We start from the raw sequence: 21,617 nt of genomic DNA, 5'->3' as shown, positions 1-21,617 counted from the left end.
TTCCCGATCCGGCAAGCCGTCGTCGCAGTCATGAAAAAGGCCGTGCAATGCACGGCCTTTTTTCTTGCCCATCCCTGCGTTCAGAGCTGAGGATTGAGCTTCTCTGCCTTGGAATGGAGCTTGTTCAGTGCCGAAAGATACGCCTTCGCGCTCGCCACCACGATGTCGAGATCCGCGCCGACGCCATTGACGATGCGCCCCGACTTCGACAGCCGCATCGTCACCTCGCCCTGCGACTGCGTGCCGGTGGTAATGGCATTCACCGAGAACAGCAGCAGTTCGCAACCACTCTGTGCCTGCGATTCGATCGCGTTGACGATCGCATCCACGGGGCCATTGCCCTGCCCCTGGCAGCGCACTTCCTTGCCGCCCACCGAGAACACGATATTCGCCGTAGGACGCTCGCCGGTCTCGGAATGCTGCGACAGCGACACGAAGCGGTAATGCTCATCCTCATGCGCCTGCTGCTCGTCGCCAACCAGCGCCATGATGTCTTCGTCGAAGATTTCCGACTTCCGATCGGCGAGTTCCTTGAAGCGGGCGAAAGCGGCATTGACCTCGGCTTCCGATTCCAGCTCCACGCCCAGCTCTTCCAAACGCTGCTTGAACGCATTGCGGCCGGACAGCTTGCCGAGCACGATCTTGTTCGCGGTCCAGCCCACGTCTTCGGCGCGCATGATTTCGTAGGTATCGCGTGCCTTCAGGATGCCGTCCTGGTGGATGCCTGACGCATGCGCAAAGGCATTGGCGCCGACGACCGACTTGTTCGGCTGCACCGCGAAACCGGTGATCTGCGATACCAGCTTCGAGGTCGGCACGATCTGCGCAGTGTCGATGCCAACGTCGAGACCAAAATAATCGCGTCGGGTCTTCACCGCCATGACAATCTCTTCCAGCGCGGTATTGCCGGCACGTTCGCCAAGACCATTGATCGTGCACTCAACCTGACGTGCGCCACCGATCATCACGCCGGCCAGCGAATTCGCCACCGCCATGCCGAGGTCGTTGTGGCAATGCACCGACCAGACTGCCTTATCGGAATTCGGAATGCGCTCGCGCAGCGTCTTGAGCATGTTGCCGTACAGCTCGGGCACGCCATAGCCGACGGTGTCGGCGAAATTGATCGTGGTCGCGCCTTCGGCGATCACGGCTTCGAGCACGCGGCACAGGAAGTCCATGTCGGAACGGCTGCCATCTTCCGGGCTGAACTCCACGTCATCGGTGAACTGCCGCGCGAAGCGCACCGCCAGTTTCGCCTGCTCCAGCACCTGCTCGGGCGACATGCGCAGCTTCTTTTCCATGTGCAGCGCGGACGTCGCGATGAAGGTATGAATGCGCTTGCGCTGCGCGCCGGCCAGCGCTTCGGCCGCGCGCGAGATGTCGCGATCGTTCGCGCGTGACAGCGAGCACACCGTGGAATCCTTGATGAGGGACGCGATCGCCCGGATCGCTTCAAAGTCGCCTTGCGAAGAGGCGGCAAAACCGGCTTCGATCACATCGACCTTCAGTCGCTCGAGCTGGCGCGCGATGCGGACCTTTTCATCCTTGGTCATTGACGCGCCGGGCGATTGCTCGCCATCGCGCAGGGTGGTGTCGAAGATGATCAGCTTTTCAGAACTGGCGGCCATGGCGGCACTCCTAGCAAATGGGGATGATTCGAAACGGACGTTCACTCGTGTTCGTCATGATGTTCCGGCTCCGGTTCAGTCTGCACGATGCTGACCGGCTTGCCTTTGGCCAGACGCCAGAAGAACACGGCATAGCCGGACAAGCCATACAGCACGAACAGGCCGAAGAGCATCTTCGGCGGATCGCTCGAGATCGCGACAAAAATCAGCACGATCACGAACACCGCGATGAACGGCACCGACTTCTTGAAGTTCACATCCTTGAAACTGTAGAACGGCACATTCGTGACCATGGTCAGGCCGGCGAACAGCGTGATGGCCCAGCCGAACCAGGTCAATTCGGCGCCGGCGAATCCCATGTCATCCATGAGCCAGACAAAGCCGGCGACCAGGGCAGCCGCAGCCGGGCTCGGCAAGCCCTGGAAATAGCGCTTGTCCACCACCGCGATATTCGTATTGAAGCGTGCCAGGCGCAGCGCGCCGCTGGCGCAATAAATGAAAGCCGCCAGCCAGCCGAGCTTGCCAAGGCCGCGCAGCGACCATTCATAAATCACGAGCGCCGGTGCGGCGCCGAAGGAAACCATGTCGGACAGGCTGTCGTATTGCGCGCCAAATTCACTCTGGGTATTGGTCAGCCGTGCGACCCTGCCATCGACCGCATCCAGCACCATCGCGGCGAAGATGCCGATCGCGGCCAGATCGAAGCGCTGGTTCATCGCCATCACGATCGCATAGAAACCGAAGAACAGCGCAGCAGTGGTGAAGGCATTCGGCAGCAGATAAATGCCGCGCCGGCGCGGCGGCTGCACCTCCGGAGGAGTGCCTTCAGCCTGCGGCGCGCGGCGCAAGCCCTGCCGGAATGCGCGGCCCATGCGCGGAAATTGCGTGACGTTGCCCTTGGGCTTGCGCCGGTTGAATGTTTGCATAGGAATCGTTGAGATCGATTGCGTCTTCTTGCCGGCCGTCGCCCCTCTTTGCAAGCCGAGCCGGTGGATCCGCGCCGGGTGCTGCGCGAATGGAAAGCCGTGATTATAAGCGGTGGCCCTGTTTCGCGACGGATGCAAACACGCGCGCTTCCTGCTTATCGGAAACGGATCTTGCCAACGGCGCGCATTTGCAGCGTGGTTTCGCCGGGCTCGAAGCTGGGCTCTTCGACTGCGGGTGCGGGTGCGGCGGACATTGCCATCGATTTCGCCATGACGGCTGCCGGAACGATGTCGCCCGAGGCTTCAAAATCCACGCTTTCCAGGACCGCGTCCGCGGGATTGCGGCCCATTGCTCTGGCCACCGCCACCATGCGTTCACCGAGGTTGCGGTAAGTTGCAGCGATGCGGTCCTCGTCCATCTTTCTTGCGGTCGCATCGGCAAGGCCGAAGCGCAGCTGCGCCAGAGCCAGCACGCCCTGGGCCGCAGCTACTGTAGCCGGCAGGCCGGCGAGATCGCCGGTGGTGAGTTCGAGCGCCTGGCGCACCCGCCAGCCGACCGGCTGGCGCATCGTCCCGTTGGTGCGCGCCTCCTGCTGAGGATAGACCGGATAGCTGGAATAGCCCTGCGTCTTCAGTTGCGCGGACGGATCCCGGCTCTTCAGGATATCGATGCCCTGCTTCATCTTCTGGTTCACGCGCGATGCCGCTGCCGACTTGTCGCGATCCTGCTCTTCCACCACGAATAGCAGTGTTGCCCGGTCATTCGCGTGGCGTACCTCGCCGGATGCCGGCAGGACGATCAGCGTGCCGGAGGTCTGGGCGGATTGCTGCGCGAGCGTGGCAAGCGGTAGCAATGCAACGAATATGGCGAGAAGAAGTTTGCGCATGTTTGGCTTTCAGCAGAAGAGGCGGTGTTATTGAGGTGGAGGCATTCAGAGGCGGCATCCTGCCATTCCGGTAGGGTGGGCGCAGCCCACGCGGCTCACGCCCGCGCAATCGACGCGTGGGCTGCGCCCACCCTACGATCCACAGCGATTCGATGAACGAAAAAAAAGCTGTGCAGTGCACAGCTTTTTGTGGATGAAAATGCAGCTTAGTTCTTCGACTGATCGACCAGCTTGTTCTTGGCGATCCAGGGCATCATCGCCCGCAGCTTCGAACCGACCGTTTCGATCTGGTGCTCGGCGTTCAGGCGGCGACGGGAAATCAGGGTCGGGGCGCCGGCCTTGTTTTCCAGGATGAAGCTCTTCGCGTATTCGCCGGTCTGGATGTCCTTCAGGCACTGGCGCATTGCGTTCTTGGTGTCTTCGGTCACCACGCGCGGGCCGGTCACGTATTCGCCGTATTCCGCGTTGTTGGAGATCGAGTAGTTCATGTTGGCGATGCCGCCTTCATAGATCAGGTCGACGATCAGCTTCAGCTCGTGCAGGCATTCGAAGTAAGCCATCTCGGGCGCGTAGCCGGCTTCCACCAGCGTCTCGAAACCGGCCTTGATCAGTTCCACGGTGCCGCCGCACAGCACGGCTTGCTCGCCGAACAGGTCGGTCTCGGTCTCTTCGCGGAAGTTGGTCTCGATGATGCCGGCGCGGCCGCCGCCGTTGGCCATGGCATACGACAGCGCGATGTCGCGGGCATTGCCGGACTTGTCCTGGTACACGGCCACCAGGTGCGGCACGCCGCCACCCTGGCTGTAGGTCGAGCGCACGGTGTGGCCCGGTGCTTTCGGTGCGACCATGATCACGTCGAGGTCGGCGCGCGGCACGACCTGGCCGTAGTGCACGTTGAAGCCGTGGGCAAAGGCCAGCACAGCGCCTTCCTTGGCGTTAGGGGCGACATTCTCGTTGTAGACCTGGGCGATGTTCTCATCCGGCAGCAGGATCATGATGATGTCGGCAGCCTTCACCGCTTCATTGACTTCAGCCACCTTGAGGCCCGCAGCCTCGACCTTGTTCCAGGAAGCGCCGCCCTTGCGCAGACCGACGGTGACGTTGACGCCGGAATCGTTCAGATTCTGGGCGTGTGCATGGCCTTGCGAGCCGTAGCCGATGATGGCGACGTTCTTGCCCTTGATGAGGGACAGGTCGCAGTCTTTATCGTAGAAAACTTTCATGATCTTCCTAAGGGGTTATGGTGTGGCTTTGTTCAAACTTTGAGAATGCGTTCGCCGCGGCCGATGCCGGAGCCGCCGGTGCGCACGGTTTCAAGGATCGCGGTGCGATCGATGGATTCGATGAAGGCGTCGAGCTTGCTCTTGTTGCCGGTCAGCTCGATGGTGTAGGTCTTCTCGGTCACATCGATGATGCGGCCGCGGAAGATGTCCGCGGTGCGCTTCATCTCTTCGCGCTCCTTGCCGACGGCACGCACCTTGATGAGCATCAGTTCGCGCTCGATATGGGCGCCTTCGGTCAGGTCGACCACCTTGACCACCTCGATCAGGCGGTTCAGGTGCTTGGTGATCTGCTCGATTACGTCATCGGAACCCGAGGTGACGATGGTCATGCGCGACAGCGTTGCATCCTCGGTCGGGGCGACGGTGAGCGTCTCGATGTTGTAGCCGCGCGCCGAGAACAGGCCCACCACGCGGGACAATGCGCCGGCTTCATTTTCCAGCAGCACAGAAATGATATGGCGCATTACAGATCCTCCGAACCGAGCAGCATTTCCGTCAGGCCCTTGCCTGCCTTCACCATCGGCCAGACGTTTTCGGTCTGATCGGTCAGGAAGTTCATGAACACCAGGCGATCCTTCATCGCAAAGGCTTCGCGCATGGCGCCTTCGACATCGTTCGGATTCTCGATCTTCATGCCGACGTGGCCGAAGGATTCCGCCAGCTTGGTGAAGTCCGGCAGCGAATCCATATAGGACTCGGAATAGCGCGAGCCGTAATCGATCTGCTGCCACTGGCGCACCATGCCGAGGAAGCGGTTGTTCAGCAGGATGATCTTCGGCGTCAGGTGGTACTGCTTGCAGGTGGCGAGCTCCTGGATGCACATCTGGATCGAGGCTTCGCCGGTGATGCAGGCGACCGTTGCATCCGGATTGGCCATCTGCACGCCCATGGCGTACGGCAGGCCCACGCCCATGGTGCCCAGGCCGCCGGAATTGATCCAGCGGCGCGGCTTGTCGAAGCCGTAATACTGCGCCGCCCACATCTGGTGCTGGCCGACGTCGGAGGTGATGAAGGCGTCGCCGTCGGTCACTTTCCACAGCGTCTCGACCACCGATTGCGGCTTGATCACTTCGCGCGAGGTCGGATACTTCAGGCATTCGCGGCCGCGCCATTCGCTGATCTGCCCCCACCATTGCGACAGTGCTGCCGCATTCGGCTTCGTGCCCTGGGCTTCAGCCGCATCCAGCTGCGCATTCAGTTCCTGCAGCACGTCGCGCACATTGCCGACGATGGGGATATCAACCTTCACCCGCTTGGAGATCGAAGACGGGTCGATGTCGATATGGATGATCTTGCGCGGATGCGAAGCGAAATGCTTCGGATTGCCGATCACGCGGTCGTCGAAGCGCGCGCCGATGGCGATGAGCACATCGCAGTGCTGCATTGCCATGTTGGCTTCATAGGTGCCGTGCATGCCAGGCATGCCGACAAAACGCTCGCTGGAAGCTGGGTAGGCGCCCAGGCCCATCAGGGTATTGGTGCACGGATAGCCGAGGCGATCGACAAGCTTGTTCAGCTCGGGCGAGGCATTCGCGAGGATCACGCCGCCGCCGGTGTAGATCATCGGGCGCTCAGCCGACAGCAGCAGCTGCACTGCCTTGCGGATCTGGCCGGCATGGCCCTTGTCCACCGGCTTGTACGAACGCATTTCCAGCGTCTGCGGATATTCGTAGGCGCAGGTGTGGGTGGTGATGTCCTTCGGGATGTCGACCAGCACCGGACCGGGACGGCCGGTAGTGGCGATAAAGAAGGCTTTCTTCATCGTCTCCGCCAGGTCCTTCACATCCTTCACCAGGAAGTTGTGCTTGACGCAGGGGCGGGTGATGCCGACGGTATCGCATTCCTGGAAGGCGTCCTGGCCGATGGCCGTGGACGGCACCTGGCCGGAAATGATCACCATCGGAATGGAATCCATGTATGCGGTCGCGAGGCCGGTCACCGCGTTGGTGACGCCGGGGCCGGAAGTGACGATCGCTACGCCCACCTTTTCCGAGCTGCGCGAATAGGCATCGGCCGCATGGATGGCCGCCTGTTCATGGCGGACCAGGATGTGCTGGAATTTGTCCTGCTTGAATATGGCGTCGTAGATATAGAGCACTGCGCCGCCGGGATAGCCGAACACATGTTCGACGCCTTCTTCTGCCAGGCAGCGGACAACGATGTCTGCGCCGGTAAGTTCCTGAGTCATGCTACAAGTCCTTTCAAGGTCCATAGGAGATTGATCGGATGCTCTCTCCTGGCGAATCCGAAGGGAAGGCAGTGCGGGGGCATCCCTTTCTTGTGCGGTGACGCCGGTTCGTTGCGCAGAGTTGTATGCGTTTCAAACTGGCGCTGAGCGCGACTCGTTCAGCCCGGGGTGCTGCATTCCTGATACGGATTTCTCGCGCTTGTGGCGCGGGTTAGAGCAAACAGCTTACGTATGAAGCGGGTCTAAGTCGGTGGCGTCATCATGGGTCGCGCGCCGAAAGACGGGATTTCTTCGATTTGCGAAGGATCGTAACGGTACTGCGCTACGCAAGCTTGGTCAAGATAAATATTGACAAAGCAGTCCGAATCGGCTGTCGATACGCTCTGCTTGGCCGCGCTGTCGAATCCCACAGGGAAAGTCTTTTTTGCTAGGATGCGCGACATTGCGAAATCGCATGACCCCGCGGAGCCACTTTCTCCCGCGCTCCGGAACCCGACAACACGCCGTACCAATGGCATCCGACAAAGAACTCTCCGATTTCCTGGAAAGCGTCGAACGGCGCGCATTCAAGCAAGCTGCATACGCTGTCCGCAAGGACGAGGCGGCGCTCGACATCGTCCAGGATGCCATGATCAAGCTCGCCGAAAAGTATGGCGACAAGCCGGCCGGTGAACTGCCGATGCTGTTCCAGCGGATTCTGCAGAACACCATTCATGATTACTTCCGCCGCGAGAAGGTGCGTGGCACCTGGGTGACCCTGTTTTCCGGTTTGCGCGGCAATGCCGAGGAAAGTGAAGAATTCGACCTGCTCGAAAGCTACGAGGCCGAAGCCGGCAGCGAGGCCGCTGAGTCGAGCGAGGACAAGGTCGCGCGTGGACAGGTATTGACAGCGATCGATGAAGAAATTCAAAAGCTACCGGGGCGTCAACGGGAAGCCTTTCTTCTGCGTTACTGGCAGGATTTGGACGTCGCGGAAACTGCCGCGACCATGGGATGTTCCGAGGGCAGCGTGAAAACTCATTGTTCACGCGCCACACATGCGCTGGCCCAGGCTCTCAAATCCAGGGGAATACGGTTATGAATGCCAACGAAATCAACTTTGCCTACCGGGTGCGTCACGCACTCAATGAAAACCTCGATCGCTTGCCCACCGCCACAGTTGATCGCCTTGCAGCTGCCCGCCAGGCCGCGCTCTCCCGCAAGAAACCCGATTCTCCGCGCCGTATTCATGCGTCGCGCCCGGTCTTCGCCGGTGCGGCCGGCGGCTACTTTTCCTCAGGCCGTCTGTCCTGGCTGGCGCGCATGGGCGTAGCACTGCCGATTGCCTTCGCCATTGCAGGCGTGATCGGCATCTATCAGGTCGAGAAGCAGGAACATATCAAGGAGCTTGCCGAGATTGATTCGATGGTGCTGGTGGACGAACTGCCGCTGGATGCCTATCTCGATCACGGATTCAATGCCTACCTTTCCAACCAGGCTGAATAACATGCCCGTGTCCCGCCGCTGCGTCAGCCTCGCCTGCTGCACCCTGCTGTTGACAGCTGCGCTTGGCGCCTCGGCCAACAGCATCGGCCCCCAGGGGACGCCGACGCCGCGCCCGGCTGCCGCAGCAACGACCGGACCGGCATGGAAGGACCTGTCGCTGGTACAGAAGGAAGTATTGAAGCCGCTCGAGCCGGAATGGAATGGCATGCCGGGCGCGCGCAAGCGCAAATGGTTGACCATGGCTCACCGCTATGCGGAGCTTTCGCCTGAACAGCAGGCGCGGATGCAGGAAAGGATGGGCGCCTGGGCGACGCTCACGCCGGAACAGCGCCGAATCGCCCGCGAAAACTATGCCCGGGCTCGCAAGCTGCAACCGGATCAGAAAAGCGCCGAATGGCAGCAATACCAGCAATTGTCCGAAGAGGAAAAGAAGCACTTTGCGGAACAGACAAGGGCCAGGAAAGGCGTCGCTTCGCTACCTCCCCCCGCTTTTCAGGACCGAGCCAAACTGGTGCCTCCGCCGAAATCGGTGCTGAAAAAGGAATTGCAGCCGGTACCTGCACCAAGTTCACCTCCAGCCGTGCGCGCACCTGTTCCTGCTCCCACGCAGCCGGCGCAGCAATCGTCGATGCCGCCGACCGCGCAGCCACAACCAGCGCCCTCGGCGGCGAATTAAGCGTTGAACGCCACCGTTACTCCTTCGCTGCGTGTGCGTTTTGCCTGCATGGTCTATGAAGCCATGCTGCTGTTCGGCGTGCTCTTCGTTGCTGGCTGGTTGTTTTCTACCTTGCTCGAACAGCGTAATGCCCTATATCTGCGCGACGCGCTGCAGGTCTGGCTGCTGCTGGTGCTCGCTCTGTATTTCGCCTGGTTCTGGAGCCATGGCGGCCAGACCCTGGCGATGCGAACCTGGCGCGTGCGTGTGGAACGCGCAGACGGCGGCAACCTCGGCTTCGTCCATGCGCTGCTGCGATATGCGCTTGCCTGGCTCTGGTTCGTGCCCGGCCTGGTGCTGGCCCGACTCAGCGGCGCAAGCGGCTGGATGCTGTTGCTTTTTCCCGCAGTGAATATGGCGGCATGGGCCGCGCTGGTATGGCTTGATCCGCAGAGACAATTCCTGCATGACCGCCTCGCCCGGACCCGCCTGGTGCGTACACCGCTGCTGCTCGGCAAGCGCGGAAAAGGCGTAGCCGTCTGAATTAACGCATCGGAACGCAACGCATGGTAAGCCGCGCCACACGCCTGCTCCTGTTGCTGCAACTGGCCATTGCGATGCTGCTCTACCTTGCCGCACGCCACTGGCTCGGCTTTGCCTCACCGCTGGCTGCCACAGCCTTCGCGTTATTCACCATCGTGGCCGTGCGCCTGGCCATCGCGGCGAACAACTTCGGTATCGCCTGGCTGTACCGCAGTGCCACGCCGCATGCGCATCGACTCCAATGGACAGCAGCGCTGCGACTGTTCTTCGAGGAGTTCTGGGCCAGCATGGCGAGCTCGTCCTGGACCATGGCTTTCTGCGGTTTCGAACACTGGACCGAGGGCGACCCGGATCTACCGCCGGTACTGCTGATCCACGGCTACGGCTGCAACAGCGGCTACTGGCATTCGATGAGCCGCGCGCTGCGCCGCGCCGGCATTTCCCATCACGCACTGGACCTGGAGCCAGTATTCGCCGGCATCGATGAATTCGTGCCGCAGGTGCACCTGGCAATCGAAGCGATTTGCGGCAGCAGCGGCCGTGACAGGCTGATCATCGTTGCGCACAGCATGGGCGGGCTGGTGGCGCGGGCCTATCTGCGCCGGCACGGCGCCGGCCGGATCCTGAAGGTGATCACGCTGGGCACGCCGCATCGCGGCACCGGGCTTGCCAATTTCGGACTCGGCCCGAATTCGGCACAGATGCGCTGGACCGGGTCGGCGGCCGACGGCCAGTGCAGCGCCTGGCTGCGCGAACTCGACAGCGATGAAGATGTCTCGCTGCGCAAGCTTTTCATATCGCTGTACTCGCATCACGACAATATCGTCTCGCCGCAGCTATCCTCGCATTTGCCCGGCGCCACCAACGTGGAGCTGCACGGTATTGGCCATGTGGCGCTGGCATTGCATCCATCGGTGCAATCACGGGTAATCGAAGAGATACGTGCAGCCGCGGGCAAACTCAATCCGACTATGGCTTGATGCACTGCCTGGTGCTGCACCGCGGTTGCATCGCCGTTGCCCGTTCGAATGGATGGTATGCTAGCGCCCTGTTCCGCACCCGGGCATCGTGGAACCCAGCCACCAGCGGCTTTCACGCCACCACCGACACCGCATCCATGCAAGCCAAAGCCCCGCGCCGCACTCGTGAACGCATACTTGAACTGGCACTGCGCCTGTTCAACGAGTTCGGCGAACCGAGCATCACCACCACGATCATTGCCGAGCAGATGGGCATCTCGCCGGGCAATTTGTACTATCACTTCCGCAACAAGGAAGACATCGTCGATTCCATCTTTGCGCAGTTTGAAAGCGAGATCTTGCGCATGCTGTCGGTACCGGAAGACCGTCGTCCCAATATCGAGGATGTCTGGCTGTATCTGCATCTGATCTTCGAGCTGCACTGGCGCTATCGCTTCTTCTATCGCGATCTCTCGGACCTGCTGTCGCGCAACCGCCGTCTCGAACTGCAGTTCAAGCAAATCTATGACCACAAGGTGAAGGTTGCGCGGCAACTGTGCCAGGGCTTGCGTGGCGATGGCCAGCTTGAGGCGACGGACAGGGAAATCGATGCGCTTGCGGCCAATATCGTCGTCGTCGCCACCTACTGGCTCTCGTATGAATACGTGCTCAATCCGCGTCACTACACTGAACAGCAAGCCATGGCCGATGCGCTGACCCGCGGCTGTTACCAGGTGCTGTCATTGATCGGTCCCTACCTGCGCGGCGATACCCATGCGTTGTTCAAGCGGCTTGCGGAAGAATATACGACCCGTTTCCAAACCATCCCTGCAACATGAAATCCATTCGATCCCTTTGCGTTTATTGCGGCTCCTCGATGGGAGCTTCCGAAACTTATGCTGCCGGCGCGCGCGAACTCGCCGCCGAGATGGTCCGGCGCGATGTCGCGCTGGTCTATGGCGGCGGCAATGTCGGCCTGATGGGCGTGATCGCTGATGAAGTAATGCGCCTCGGCGGCCGCGCCACCGGCGTCATACCGCAAGCGCTGATGCAGCGCGAAGTCGGCCACCATGGCTTGACCGAGCTGCACGTGGTGAAGGACATGCATGAGCGCAAGGCGCTGATGGCCGAGCTGTCGGACGGCTTCATTGCCATGCCCGGCGGCTTTGGCACGCTGGAGGAATTGTTTGAGGTGACGACCTGGTGTCAGCTCGGCCTGCATGCCAAGCCGATCGGCCTGTTGAACATCGACGGCTTTTACGATGGTCTGATCACATTCCGCGATCACATGGTGCAGCAGGCTTTCGTGCGCGGCGAGCATGCAGCGCTGCTGATGCATGCGCCGCATGCTGCTGATCTGCTGGACCAGTTCGACAGCTATGAACCCACGCACGCCGTGAAATGGCTGGAGCGTGGAGAAGCGAAGAAAATCGTGCCTTGAACACACTGGGCGGCAACGCATCGGCTTCGTTGACGATGCATTGCCGCCTTTCCCGATCTCAACCGCCGAGTGCCTGCCGGAAGTCTTCGAGCAAATCCGCCGTATCCTCAATCCCCACCGACACTCGAATCAGCGACTCTGCAATGCCCATGCTTGCGCGTCGCTGCGCTCCCATCTCGTAGAAGATCGTATGCGCGACCGGAATCACCAGCGTGCGGGTGTCACCGAGATTGCTGGCCGGGATCGCCAGGCGCAACCGGTTCAGGTAATCGAAGCAATCCACGTCCTCGCGCAGCTCGAAGCTGAACAAGCCGCCGTAGGCGCGGAACAGTTTCGTCGCCAAGTCATGCTGCGGATGATTCTCCAGGCCGGGGTAATGCACTGCCGAGACACGTTCGTCGGCCGACAGCATGCGCGCCAGTGCCAGCGCATTCGCGCATTCGCGCTCGATGCGCAAGGCCATGGTTTCCGAACCGACCGCGATGTGGTGCGCGGCCTCGGGACCGAGCGACGCGCCGAAGTCACGCAGCGCCTTCGCCCGCACCTGCGCCATGCCCCATTGCGGCGTCGAGTATTTCTTGTAGTTGTCGACGATATGCGGATAACGGCTCCAGTCGTACAGGCCGGTATCGGTCAGGCTGCCACCCAGCGCATTGCCGTGGCCGGCGATTGACTTGGTCAGCGCATTCACCACCAGGCCCGCGCCCACCGCCTTCGGCTGGAACAGGTAGGGCGAAGTCATCGTGTTGTCGACCACGTACAGGATGCCGCGCTCGGCGCATAGCTTGCCAATACGCTCGAGGTCGGCGATCTGCGTGCGCGGATTGGCGATGGTTTCGACGAAGACCACGCGCGTGGCCGGCGTCAGTGCCGCTTCCACATTGGCGACATCGGTCGCATCCACCATGCTCACATCGACGCCCTGCGCCGCCACTGTCTGCCACAGGCTGTTGGTATTGCCGAACAGGAAGGCCGAAGACACCACGTGATCGCCCCGCCGCAACAGCGCTTGCGCGATCGCGCCGATCGCGGCCATGCCGGTGGCGAAGCAGATCGTGGACAAGCCGCCTTCCATGCGGTTGATCTTGTCTTCCAGCGCCGATACCGTCGGATTGCCCTGGCGGCCGTAGCGATAACCGGGCTCGCGACCCTGGAATACTGCGGCGAGCTGGTGCGCATCCTTGTAGCCGAAGGCGACCGAGGTATGAATGGGCTTGTGCAGCGAGCCGTGCTCGATATTCTTCTGCCGGTCGCTGTGCAGGATGGTGGTGGTGAAACCGTATTGTTTGTCGTCCATGGGAGCGGAGGAAAGAGGAAGCCGGACTGGCGCGGCGACTCGCGCCCGAGCGCGGTCCGGACGGAAAAACGGCGCCAGTCAGTCTGATGACATGGCGCCGCGCCGGGTTATTCGACCGAGGCCAGCTTTTTCAATGCCAGCGGCGAGCGCACCATGTCTTCGTTCATCGGCGCCGGATTGCCGCGCACGTTTTCGATATGGTCGAGGTAGTCGCGCGAGATATCGCCGGTGATGTACTTGCCGTCGAAGCACGACGCTTCGAAGTCCTTCAGCGCCGGGTTGGCGTCGGAGATCGAGCGTTTCAGCGCGTCGAGATCCTGGTAGACCAAACGATCCGCGGTGATTTCACGGCATACCTCTTCGACGGTACGGCCGTGGGCGATCAGTTCGCCGCGCGTCGGCATGTCGATGCCGTAGACGTTCGGATATTTCACCGGCGGCGCGGCCGAGGCGAAGATTACGCGCTTGGCGCCCGAGTCGCGCGCCATCTGCACGATTTCCAGGCTGGTGGTGCCGCGCACGATCGAGTCGTCGACCAGCAGCACGCTCTTGCCCTTGAATTCGGATCCGATCGCATTGAGCTTCTGGCGCACCGACTTTCTGCGAATCGCCTGTCCCGGCATCAGGAAGGTGCGGCCGATGTAGCGGTTCTTGATGAAGCCTTCGCGATAGTCGAGGTTGAGCTTCAGCGCCAGCTCGATCGCCGACGGACGCGAGGAATCCGGGATCGGCATGACGACGTCGATGTCGCCAGCCGGGATTTCGCGGCGAATCTTTTCCGCCAGATACTCGCCCATCTTCAGACGCGCATGGTAGACCGAGGCGCCGTCGATGACCGAGTCCGGGCGCGCCAGGTACACGAATTCAAAGGCGCAGGGCGCGAGTTCCGGCGTCTCCGCGCATTGCTGGCTGTACAGATTGCGGTCGAGGTCGATGAAGATGGCTTCGCCCGGTGCGACATCGCGCAGGAAACGGAAGCCCAGGCCTTCCAGCGCCACCGATTCGCTGGCGAGCAGGTATTCCTTGCCGTCAGGAGTTTCATTGATGCCGATGCACAGCGGACGGATGCCATGCGGATCGCGGAAGGCCAACATGCCGTAGCCGGCGATCTGGGCTACGACCGCGTAGGAACCGCGCACCCGGCGATGCACCGAGGCGACCGCCTGGAACACCGTCGACGGATCCAGCGAATAGCCGGTGGTGGCTTGCTGGATTTCGTGCGCCAGCACATTGAGCAGGACTTCGGAATCCGAGGTGGTATTGATGTGCCGGCGGTCGTTGCGGAACATCTCGATCTTCAGCTGTTCCCAGTTCGTCAGGTTGCCGTTGTGCGCCAGCACGATGCCGAACGGCGCATTCACGTAGAACGGCTGCGCTTCTTCCTCGCTCGAGGAGCCGGCGGTCGGATAACGGCATTGGCCGATGCCCATGGTGCCCGGCAGCGAGCGCATGTTGCGGGTACGGAATACGTCGCGCACCAGGCCGTTGGCCTTGTGCATCGAGAAGGTGCTGCCCTGGCTGGTTGCGATGCCGGCGGCATCCTGGCCGCGGTGCTGCAACAGGAGCAGCGCATCGTAGATGAGCTGGTTGACGGGACTATGGGAGACGACGCCTACAATGCCACACATGGTGGTACTCCTACACTTGGAATGATCAGAACTGCACGCGCCGGGAAAATTCGCCCGGCAAATAGGGAATCAGGGTTTGCGCTGCGGTTTCTGCCAGGGGGCTCAGCATAGCCTCTTTCCAGAATCGTTGCTGCGGGATCGCGGTCATTCCACACAGCAACACCGCTGTCATGACGATCAGCAGGCCGCGCGCCAAGCCGAACAGGCTACCGAGTCCGCGGTCCACCACGGTCAGCCCGCTGGCCTTGATCAGGGCTTCGACCATCACCATGAGCAAGCCCATCAGGATGCGTACACCGATGAACAGGATCACGAAGGCCACGATCAGTCGGACCAGGTCGCCGGGCACCGCTTCGGGCAGCAACCGCGCCAGTTCACCGCCCCAGGCGTTGGCGATGACGAAGGCGGCAATCCAGCTCGCCAGGGACAGAATTTCTCGCACCAGGCCGCGCAGGGTGCTGATCACGATGGAGGCGATCAGCACGAACAGCACGAGGTAATCAAACAGCGTCACTGCGCGCGCTTGTCCGTTCTCAGGTCGGCACCAGCGTGCCGTTCAAACCCAGCTTGCTCAGCTTCGCGCGTACCCGATCAGCTTCTTCCTTGCTGCTGAACGGACCGACCCGCACCCGGGTCCGGCTGCCGTCGCCGGTGGAAACCTTTTGCGTGTATGAGGAAATGCCGGCGGAACGCAGCTTGTCGCGCAATTCATCGACCTTGTCCTGCGTCGCCAACGCGGCAACCTGCAACACGTAATGGTTCGCACCACCCTTCTTGTCGGTCTCGCGCCTGGTTTCCTTCGTTTCCCTGGCTTCGGCTTTGGGTTCCGGCTTGCCTTCCAGGATGGCGTTTGCGCGCGCCAGCTCATCAATCTTCTCGGCATGCGCGGATTTCGCCTCCGCCTTCGCATGCGCCGTTTCCGTTTTGCGCTCGGCGTCGGAACGCTTGTCGGTCTTCGACTCGGCTTTGGACGCTTTCGTTTCCTGCCTGGCTTCCGCTTTCGGCTCGGGCTTCACCAGCCGCGGCATTTCCGACTTCGAAGCCGTGGACGGCGCGGGTGTTCCCTGTGCGGGCAATGTGGCTGGATCGATGACTTCCTCGTCCTTGTCCAAGGCTGCCGTGGCGGGCGGTGGCACTGATGCCGCTGCTGGCGGCGCGGACGCGGACGGCGCCGGAGCTGGCGCAGTCGGCACCTGGCCAGCCTTTTCGTGTTTGTTCTTGGAAGGAATATCGATGGCGATGTCGTCGGCAACCGGTTTCGGTTCCGAATCGAGGATCATCGGCAAACCGATCACCGCAGCCAGCACTAAGGCAACCGCACCGACCAGACGCCGCCGCGCGCGCTTTTTTTCGGGGAGGACCGGATCGTTGGCCTTGTTGCGCTCCTTTGCGGGAGTACGTCTTGCGCGACTCTTGCGCACCGAATCCGACTCATCCTCGGCGCGGGTCTGAAAGGCGCCAGTCGGAGCGGTTTCCCGCTTGTTTTTTCGAAAGGAAGAGAGCAAGCCCATGCGTGTCTGCTGATGTGGTCAGTGGTATTCGGATTTGCGCGCTTCCATCACGCCAGCAACGGTCAGGAAAGATCCAAAGACCGCAATTCTATCATTCTCACCGGCACGGCTTCGCGCATTTGCATAGGCCTCGGCCGGGTTCGCGAAGCAGCGTATGCTGCGCTCGGCATCCGGCTCGTTGCGCGGCGTGACACCGGCATCTTCGAGCATCTCGGCAATATCGGCGGCTTTCGCTGCACGCGGCAGCGGCAGATCGGTCAGGCACCAGTGATCCACGTGATCCTTGAGCTGCGCGATGATGCCAGCAATATCTTTATCGGCCATCGCGCCGAATATCGCATAGGTGTACGGAAAGAAACCCATGTTGCCGAGGTTCTGTGACAGCGTTGCAGCGGCATGTGGATTGTGTGCAACATCCAGGATCACCGCTGGCCTTCCAGGCAAGACCTGGAAACGACCCGGCAGCTCGACCAGGGCCAGACCGCTGCGCACTTCCTGCGCGCCGAGCGGCAGGCGGTCTCGCAGCGCTTCCAGCGCGGCCAGTGCGGCGCAGGCGTTGAGCAGCTGGTTCGCGCCGCGCAAACCCGGATAGCCGAGCGCATTACGGCGCATGTTGCGACCGCCATAGTTCCATTGCTGCTTGTCGCCGGAATAATTGAAGTCACGGCTCATCAGCCAGAGGTCGGCGCCGATCTTTTCAGCGTGTTCGACCAGCGAGCGCGGTGGCAGAGGATCGCCGACGATCGCCGGCCGGCCCGGACGGAAGATGCCTGCCTTTTCGAAGCCGATCTCCTCGCGGGTCGAGCCCAGGAATTCGGTGTGGTCGATATCGACGCTGGTCACCACCGCCACGTCGGCATCGATGACATTGACCGCATCCAAACGTCCGCCCAGGCCGACCTCCAGGATTACCGCATCCAGCCCCGCTTCCATGAACAATCTCATGATCGCCAGCGTAGTGAATTCGAAATACGTCAGCGACACCTCGCCGCGCGCGGCCTCGACCGCTTCGAACTGCGCGACCAATTGCGCATCGCCGACGATTTCGCCATCGATGCGCGCACGCTCATTGAAGTGGATCAGGTGCGGCGAGGTGTACAGGCCGACACGATAGCCGCCCTGCAACAGGATCGATTCCAGCATCGCGCAGGTCGAGCCCTTGCCGTTGGTGCCGCCGACGGTGATGACCGGGCAGTCAAAGCGCAGGCCGAGCGCATCGCGCACGCGCGCCACGCGCTCCAGGCCCATGTCGATGGCTTTCGGGTGCATGGCTTCCAGGCGGGACAGCCATTCGTTCAATGTGGTCGGATGTGCTTGCATGACGCAGGGGTATCTGGAGATGGATCCGGAAAGGAAAAGGCCCGGACCTGAAAACAGATCCGGGCCGTTGCCGGTGGAAGACTCAGGCGAGGACGTCGGCCGACTGGTCCTGCAGCAGCGCCAGCAGGCGCGCAATTTCCTCGCGCATCTTGCGGCGGTCGACGATCATGTCGATCGCGCCCTTCTGCAGCAGGAATTCGGCGCGCTGGAAGCCTTCCGGCAATTTCTCGCGCACCGTGTTCTCGATCACGCGTGGACCGGCAAAGCCGATCAGCGCCTTCGGCTCGGCAAGCACCACGTCACCCATGAAGGCGAAGGAGGCGGACACGCCGCCCATGGTCGGATCGGTCAGCACCGAGATGAACGGCAGTTTCTTTTCCGACAGCTTGGTCAGCATTGCAGTGGTCTTGGCCATCTGCATCAGCGACAGCAAGCCTTCCTGCATGCGCGCGCCGCCGGTGGCGGTGATGCAGATGAACGGCACTTTCTGGTCCAGCGCCGCCTGCGCGCCGCGCACGAAACGCTCGCCGACGACCGAACCCATCGAGCCGCCCATGAATTCGAATTCGAAGCAGGCCACCACGACCGGCAGCGTCATGATCGCGCCGCCCATGACGATGAGCGCGTCGGTTTCGCCGGTGCCTTCCATTGCTGCCTTCAGGCGCTCCGGATACTTCTTGCTGTCCTTGAATTTCAGCGAATCCACCGGCAGCGCTTCGTGGCCGATTTCATAACGGCCTTCCGGATCGAGCAGCGTATCGAGACGCTCGCGCGCGCGGATGCGCATGTGATGGCTGCACTTCGGGCAGACGTGGAGGTTGGATTCGAGATCGGTACGGTAGAGAACCGCTTCGCAGGACGGGCATTTGACCCAGAGCCCTTCCGGGATCGACTTGCGATTGGCGGCGGCGGAACGCTGGATGCGCGGCGGCAGCAGTTTTTCGAGCCAGCTCATGGCGATTGTTTTTCCTGTTTTTGGTTGTGCTTACGGTGGCACGGGAATGCGGTGCAACGCGCGGCGCTGCGGGAACGCGGCCGTGGGCCGCGGACGACAGGCGCCATGTTACACCGGCTTGACATGCTTACGCTTGGAACTTGCTGTCCAGCGCCTGTCGAATGCTGGACACGAAGGTGTGCGCGACGGCGATGGCTTCCTCGCGCGGTGCGCCTTCCATTTCCTGGATGATGCGGCTGCCGATGACCACGCCGTCGGCGACCGAGGCGACCGCTTGCGCGGTTTGCGCATCGCGGATGCCAAAGCCCACGCCGACCGGCAGCTTCACATGCTCGCGGATCGCGGCGATGCGGCGGCTGACATCCTCGATATCGATATGCCCGGCGCCGGTGACGCCCTTGAGCGACACGTAGTAGCAGAAGCCGGCGCCGACCTTCGCCACCTGCCGGATGCGTTCCGGCGTCGACGTCGGCGCGAGCAGGAAGATGGTATCCATGCCGGCCTCGTGCATCAGTTGCGCGAATTCCTCGCATTCTTCGGGCGGATAGTCGACCACGATGGTGCCGTCGACGCCGACCTCGCGCGCCGCCGCGACAAAGGCCGCCTGCCCCATGCGCTCGATCGGATTCGCATAGCCCATCAGCACGATTGGGGTTTCGGTATCAGTAAGGCGGAACTGGCGCACGAAGTCGAGCACGTGGCGGGTGCCGATGCCCTGGGCTAGCGCGCGTTCGCTGGCGCGTTGAATGACCGGGCCTTCGGCCATCGGATCGGAAAACGGCACACCGAGTTCGATGATGTCGACACCGCCGGCCACCAGCGCATGCATCAGCGGCACGGTCAGTTCGGGCGCGGGATCGCCGGCAGTGACGAAGGCGATCAGCGCCTTGCGCTTCTGTTGCGCCAAGGTTTCAAAACGGGACTGAATACGGGACATGGCTGTCTCTTGTCATGCCGCCGGCGTCCTGCCGGCGGCGTTGGATAAGAAGGGGTTGGTATTACAACGCGCGGCGGGTGCGTTCGGCGACGGTGTGCATATCCTTGTCACCGCGGCCGGACAGGTTCACCAGGATGACCTTGTCCTTCGGCAGCGTCGGCGCCAGCTTGGCCGCATAGGCCAGCGCGTGGCTGGATTCCAGCGCCGGGATGATGCCCTCGATGCGGCAGCTGTCATGGAATGCCGCAATCGCCTCGTCGTCGGTGATCGATACATACTGCGCCCGACCGATGTCCTTCAGCCACGCATGCTCCGGGCCCACACCCGGGTAATCGAGGCCGGCCGAGACCGAATGCGTCTCGATGATCTGGCCATTCTCGTCCTGCAGCAGATAGGTGCGGTTGCCATGCAGCACGCCCGGCGTGCCGGCCAGAAGCGATGCCGAATGTTTGCCGGTCTCGATGCCATTGCCGGCGGCTTCCACGCCGATCAGCTGCACTTCTTCATGCGTGATGTACGGATGGAAGATGCCCATCGCATTCGAGCCACCGCCGATGCAGGCGAGCACGTAATCCGGCTGGCGGCCGACCATTTCCGGCATTTGCACCAGGCACTCTTCACCGATCACGGACTGGAAGTCGCGCACCATCATCGGATACGGGTGCGGGCCGGCGACGGTGCCGATGATGTAGAAGGTGTTTTCGACGTTGGTGACCCAGTCGCGCATGGCTTCGTTGAGCGCATCCTTCAGGGTCTTGGAGCCGGATTCCACCGGCACCACTTTCGCGCCGAGCAGCTCCATGCGGTACAGGTTCTGCACCTGGCGGCGGGTATCCTCGCTGCCCATGTAGACCACGCACTCCATGCCGAAGCGGGCGGCGATGGTCGCGGTCGCCACGCCATGCTGGCCAGCGCCGGTTTCGGCGATCACGCGCGGCTTGCCCATGCGCTTGGCCAGGAGTGCCTGGCCAATGACGTTGTTGATCTTGTGCGCGCCAGTGTGGTTCAGGTCTTCGCGCTTGAAGTAGATCTGCGCGCCGCCGAGCATCTCGGACCAGCGCTTGGCATGGTAGACCGGGCTCGGACGGCCGACGAAATGCTTGAGCTCATAGTGGAATTCGGCCATGAATTCCGGGTCGTTCTGATAATGCGCATAGGCTGCGCGCAACTCGTTCAATGCATGGGTCAGGGTTTCCGACACGAAGCTGCCGCCGTAGGGGCCGAAGTGACCGCGCGCATCGGGCAGATTGTATTGACCCGCGCCGCTGGCCGGGGTGGTCTGGATAGTCATGGGATTCCTTGCTTTCGGGTTCAGAAGCCGTCGCCGCGGCGCACCGCGTCGACAAAAGCGCGCATCATTGCGCCGTCCTTGACGCCCTTTGCGCGTTCGATGCCGCTGCTGACATCGACCGCGTACGGGCGGATGCGACGCACCGCCTCAGTGACGTTTTGCGCGCTCAAGCCACCACTCAAAACGACCCGAGGCGCGAGTTCTTCTGGGATGAGAGACCAATCGAAAACCTTTCCGCCGCCGCCGTAGGCGTCGACCCAGGTATCCAGCAGTAGCGCCGAATACAGCGGGCCGTGGGCGCGGCAAATGCGGTCGTATTCTAGCAAATCATCGGGTGCGGTATCCGGGCGCACCCGGAAAGCCTTCAAAAACGGCCGGCCCACCGCACTCGCAAGCGCGTGGCATTGCTCGGGCGTTTCGTCGCCATGGAATTGCAGCAGCGACAGGTTGGCCGCGTCAACTGCAGCCTTTACCTCGTCGATACTCGGGTTGACGAACAGGCCGACTGCCGCAACGAAAGGCGACAGGCCGCGCATCAGCTCGGCCGCCCGCTGCGGTGGGACGCTGCGCGGGCTCGGCGGATAGAACACCAGGCCGATCGCATCCGCGCCCGCGGCAACCGCGTCGGTAACGTCCTGCGGCTGCGACAGTCCGCAAAGCTTGATTCGTGTGCGTTGATTCAT

Annotated in this window: 22 protein-coding genes; 7 read left to right on the top strand and 15 right to left on the bottom strand. The window is 61.9% G+C overall.

All coding sequences use genetic code 11. The features are described 5' to 3' along the window. Positions 1 to 80: 80 nt before the first annotated feature. The 6 genes from JJB74_RS05705 to JJB74_RS05680 all read right to left on the bottom strand — a co-directional run bounded on the left by JJB74_RS05705 (position 81) and on the right by JJB74_RS05680 (position 6,912). Complete coding sequence (locus JJB74_RS05705; protein WP_200590875.1) at positions 81 to 1,628, bottom strand: 2-isopropylmalate synthase; 1,548 nt, start codon at positions 1,626 to 1,628, stop codon at positions 81 to 83. A 41-nt stretch (positions 1,629 to 1,669) separates the two neighbouring features. Further along, the gene (gene pssA / locus JJB74_RS05700) at positions 1,670 to 2,554 is read right to left on the bottom strand and encodes a CDP-diacylglycerol--serine O-phosphatidyltransferase (protein WP_200590874.1); all 885 of its coding nucleotides are present in this window, start codon (positions 2,552 to 2,554) and stop codon (positions 1,670 to 1,672) included. Between the two features lie 155 nt (positions 2,555 to 2,709). Continuing rightward, positions 2,710 to 3,441 (bottom strand): SIMPL domain-containing protein, encoded by a 732-nt coding sequence (locus tag JJB74_RS05695; RefSeq protein ID WP_200590873.1) that lies wholly within the window; start codon positions 3,439 to 3,441, stop codon positions 2,710 to 2,712. 206 nt (positions 3,442 to 3,647) lie between these two features. Then, positions 3,648 to 4,664, bottom strand: coding sequence for a ketol-acid reductoisomerase (ilvC, locus tag JJB74_RS05690; RefSeq protein ID WP_200590872.1), 1,017 nt, complete (start codon positions 4,662 to 4,664; stop codon positions 3,648 to 3,650). Between the two features lie 32 nt (positions 4,665 to 4,696). Then, complete coding sequence (gene ilvN, locus JJB74_RS05685; protein ID WP_119738913.1) at positions 4,697 to 5,188, bottom strand: acetolactate synthase small subunit; 492 nt, start codon at positions 5,186 to 5,188, stop codon at positions 4,697 to 4,699. After that, positions 5,188 to 6,912 (bottom strand): acetolactate synthase 3 catalytic subunit, encoded by a 1,725-nt coding sequence (locus JJB74_RS05680; protein ID WP_200590871.1) that lies wholly within the window; start codon positions 6,910 to 6,912, stop codon positions 5,188 to 5,190. The genes ilvN and JJB74_RS05680 overlap by 1 nt, the downstream gene beginning before the upstream one ends. Positions 6,913 to 7,423: 511 nt before the next feature. Between JJB74_RS05680 and JJB74_RS05675 the strand changes: the two genes are divergently transcribed. The 7 genes from JJB74_RS05675 to JJB74_RS05645 all read left to right on the top strand — a co-directional run bounded on the left by JJB74_RS05675 (position 7,424) and on the right by JJB74_RS05645 (position 11,995). Next, the gene (locus JJB74_RS05675; protein WP_200591361.1) at positions 7,424 to 7,993 is read left to right on the top strand and encodes an RNA polymerase sigma factor; all 570 of its coding nucleotides are present in this window, start codon (positions 7,424 to 7,426) and stop codon (positions 7,991 to 7,993) included. Continuing rightward, positions 7,990 to 8,397 (top strand): DUF3619 family protein, encoded by a 408-nt coding sequence (locus tag JJB74_RS05670; protein ID WP_200590870.1) that lies wholly within the window; start codon positions 7,990 to 7,992, stop codon positions 8,395 to 8,397. The genes JJB74_RS05675 and JJB74_RS05670 overlap by 4 nt, the downstream gene beginning before the upstream one ends. A gap of 1 nt (position 8,398) precedes the next feature. Beyond that, entirely contained in the window at positions 8,399 to 9,073 is a 675-nt protein-coding gene (locus tag JJB74_RS05665; protein WP_200590869.1) for a DUF3106 domain-containing protein, read from the top strand. Positions 9,074 to 9,076: 3 nt separating this feature from the next. Next, a complete protein-coding gene (locus JJB74_RS05660) occupies positions 9,077 to 9,595 on the top strand; it encodes an RDD family protein (protein WP_200590868.1) in 519 nt (172 codons plus the stop codon). Between the two features lie 23 nt (positions 9,596 to 9,618). Beyond that, positions 9,619 to 10,575, top strand: coding sequence for an esterase/lipase family protein (locus tag JJB74_RS05655; RefSeq protein WP_200590867.1), 957 nt, complete (start codon positions 9,619 to 9,621; stop codon positions 10,573 to 10,575). 137 nt (positions 10,576 to 10,712) lie between these two features. Further along, entirely contained in the window at positions 10,713 to 11,393 is a 681-nt protein-coding gene (locus tag JJB74_RS05650) for a TetR/AcrR family transcriptional regulator (protein ID WP_200590866.1), read from the top strand. A gap of 5 nt (positions 11,394 to 11,398) precedes the next feature. Then, positions 11,399 to 11,995, top strand: coding sequence for an LOG family protein (locus JJB74_RS05645; RefSeq protein WP_200591360.1), 597 nt, complete (start codon positions 11,399 to 11,401; stop codon positions 11,993 to 11,995). A gap of 58 nt (positions 11,996 to 12,053) precedes the next feature. On the opposite strand, the gene JJB74_RS05640 is transcribed toward JJB74_RS05645, so the two are convergent. The 9 genes from JJB74_RS05640 to JJB74_RS05600 all read right to left on the bottom strand — a co-directional run bounded on the left by JJB74_RS05640 (position 12,054) and on the right by JJB74_RS05600 (position 21,617). Continuing rightward, positions 12,054 to 13,292 carry a cystathionine gamma-synthase family protein gene (locus tag JJB74_RS05640; protein WP_200590865.1) on the bottom strand — a complete coding sequence of 413 codons (1,239 nt, stop codon included), beginning with the start codon at positions 13,290 to 13,292 and terminating at the stop codon, positions 12,054 to 12,056. 107 nt (positions 13,293 to 13,399) lie between these two features. Next, complete coding sequence (gene purF / locus JJB74_RS05635) at positions 13,400 to 14,920, bottom strand: amidophosphoribosyltransferase (protein ID WP_200590864.1); 1,521 nt, start codon at positions 14,918 to 14,920, stop codon at positions 13,400 to 13,402. Positions 14,921 to 14,945: 25 nt separating this feature from the next. Continuing rightward, positions 14,946 to 15,434, bottom strand: coding sequence for a CvpA family protein (locus JJB74_RS05630; RefSeq protein ID WP_200590863.1), 489 nt, complete (start codon positions 15,432 to 15,434; stop codon positions 14,946 to 14,948). A gap of 19 nt (positions 15,435 to 15,453) precedes the next feature. Beyond that, a complete protein-coding gene (locus tag JJB74_RS05625; RefSeq protein WP_200590862.1) occupies positions 15,454 to 16,431 on the bottom strand; it encodes an SPOR domain-containing protein in 978 nt (325 codons plus the stop codon). Positions 16,432 to 16,449: 18 nt separating this feature from the next. Continuing rightward, a complete protein-coding gene (gene folC, locus JJB74_RS05620; protein WP_200590861.1) occupies positions 16,450 to 17,751 on the bottom strand; it encodes a bifunctional tetrahydrofolate synthase/dihydrofolate synthase in 1,302 nt (433 codons plus the stop codon). An 82-nt stretch (positions 17,752 to 17,833) separates the two neighbouring features. After that, positions 17,834 to 18,706 (bottom strand): acetyl-CoA carboxylase, carboxyltransferase subunit beta, encoded by an 873-nt coding sequence (gene accD, locus JJB74_RS05615; protein ID WP_200590860.1) that lies wholly within the window; start codon positions 18,704 to 18,706, stop codon positions 17,834 to 17,836. Positions 18,707 to 18,833: 127 nt separating this feature from the next. Then, the gene (gene trpA, locus JJB74_RS05610) at positions 18,834 to 19,643 is read right to left on the bottom strand and encodes a tryptophan synthase subunit alpha (protein WP_200590859.1); all 810 of its coding nucleotides are present in this window, start codon (positions 19,641 to 19,643) and stop codon (positions 18,834 to 18,836) included. 61 nt (positions 19,644 to 19,704) lie between these two features. Further along, complete coding sequence (gene trpB, locus JJB74_RS05605; protein WP_200590858.1) at positions 19,705 to 20,934, bottom strand: tryptophan synthase subunit beta; 1,230 nt, start codon at positions 20,932 to 20,934, stop codon at positions 19,705 to 19,707. A 20-nt stretch (positions 20,935 to 20,954) separates the two neighbouring features. Further along, positions 20,955 to 21,617 (bottom strand): phosphoribosylanthranilate isomerase, encoded by a 663-nt coding sequence (locus tag JJB74_RS05600; protein WP_200590857.1) that lies wholly within the window; start codon positions 21,615 to 21,617, stop codon positions 20,955 to 20,957.

It is taken from the genome of Noviherbaspirillum pedocola, from assembly GCF_016632335.1.
GTDB classification, from domain to species: Bacteria; Pseudomonadota; Gammaproteobacteria; order Burkholderiales; family Burkholderiaceae_D; genus Noviherbaspirillum_A; species Noviherbaspirillum_A pedocola.
This window is presented reverse-complemented; position numbering and strand designations above follow the sequence as displayed.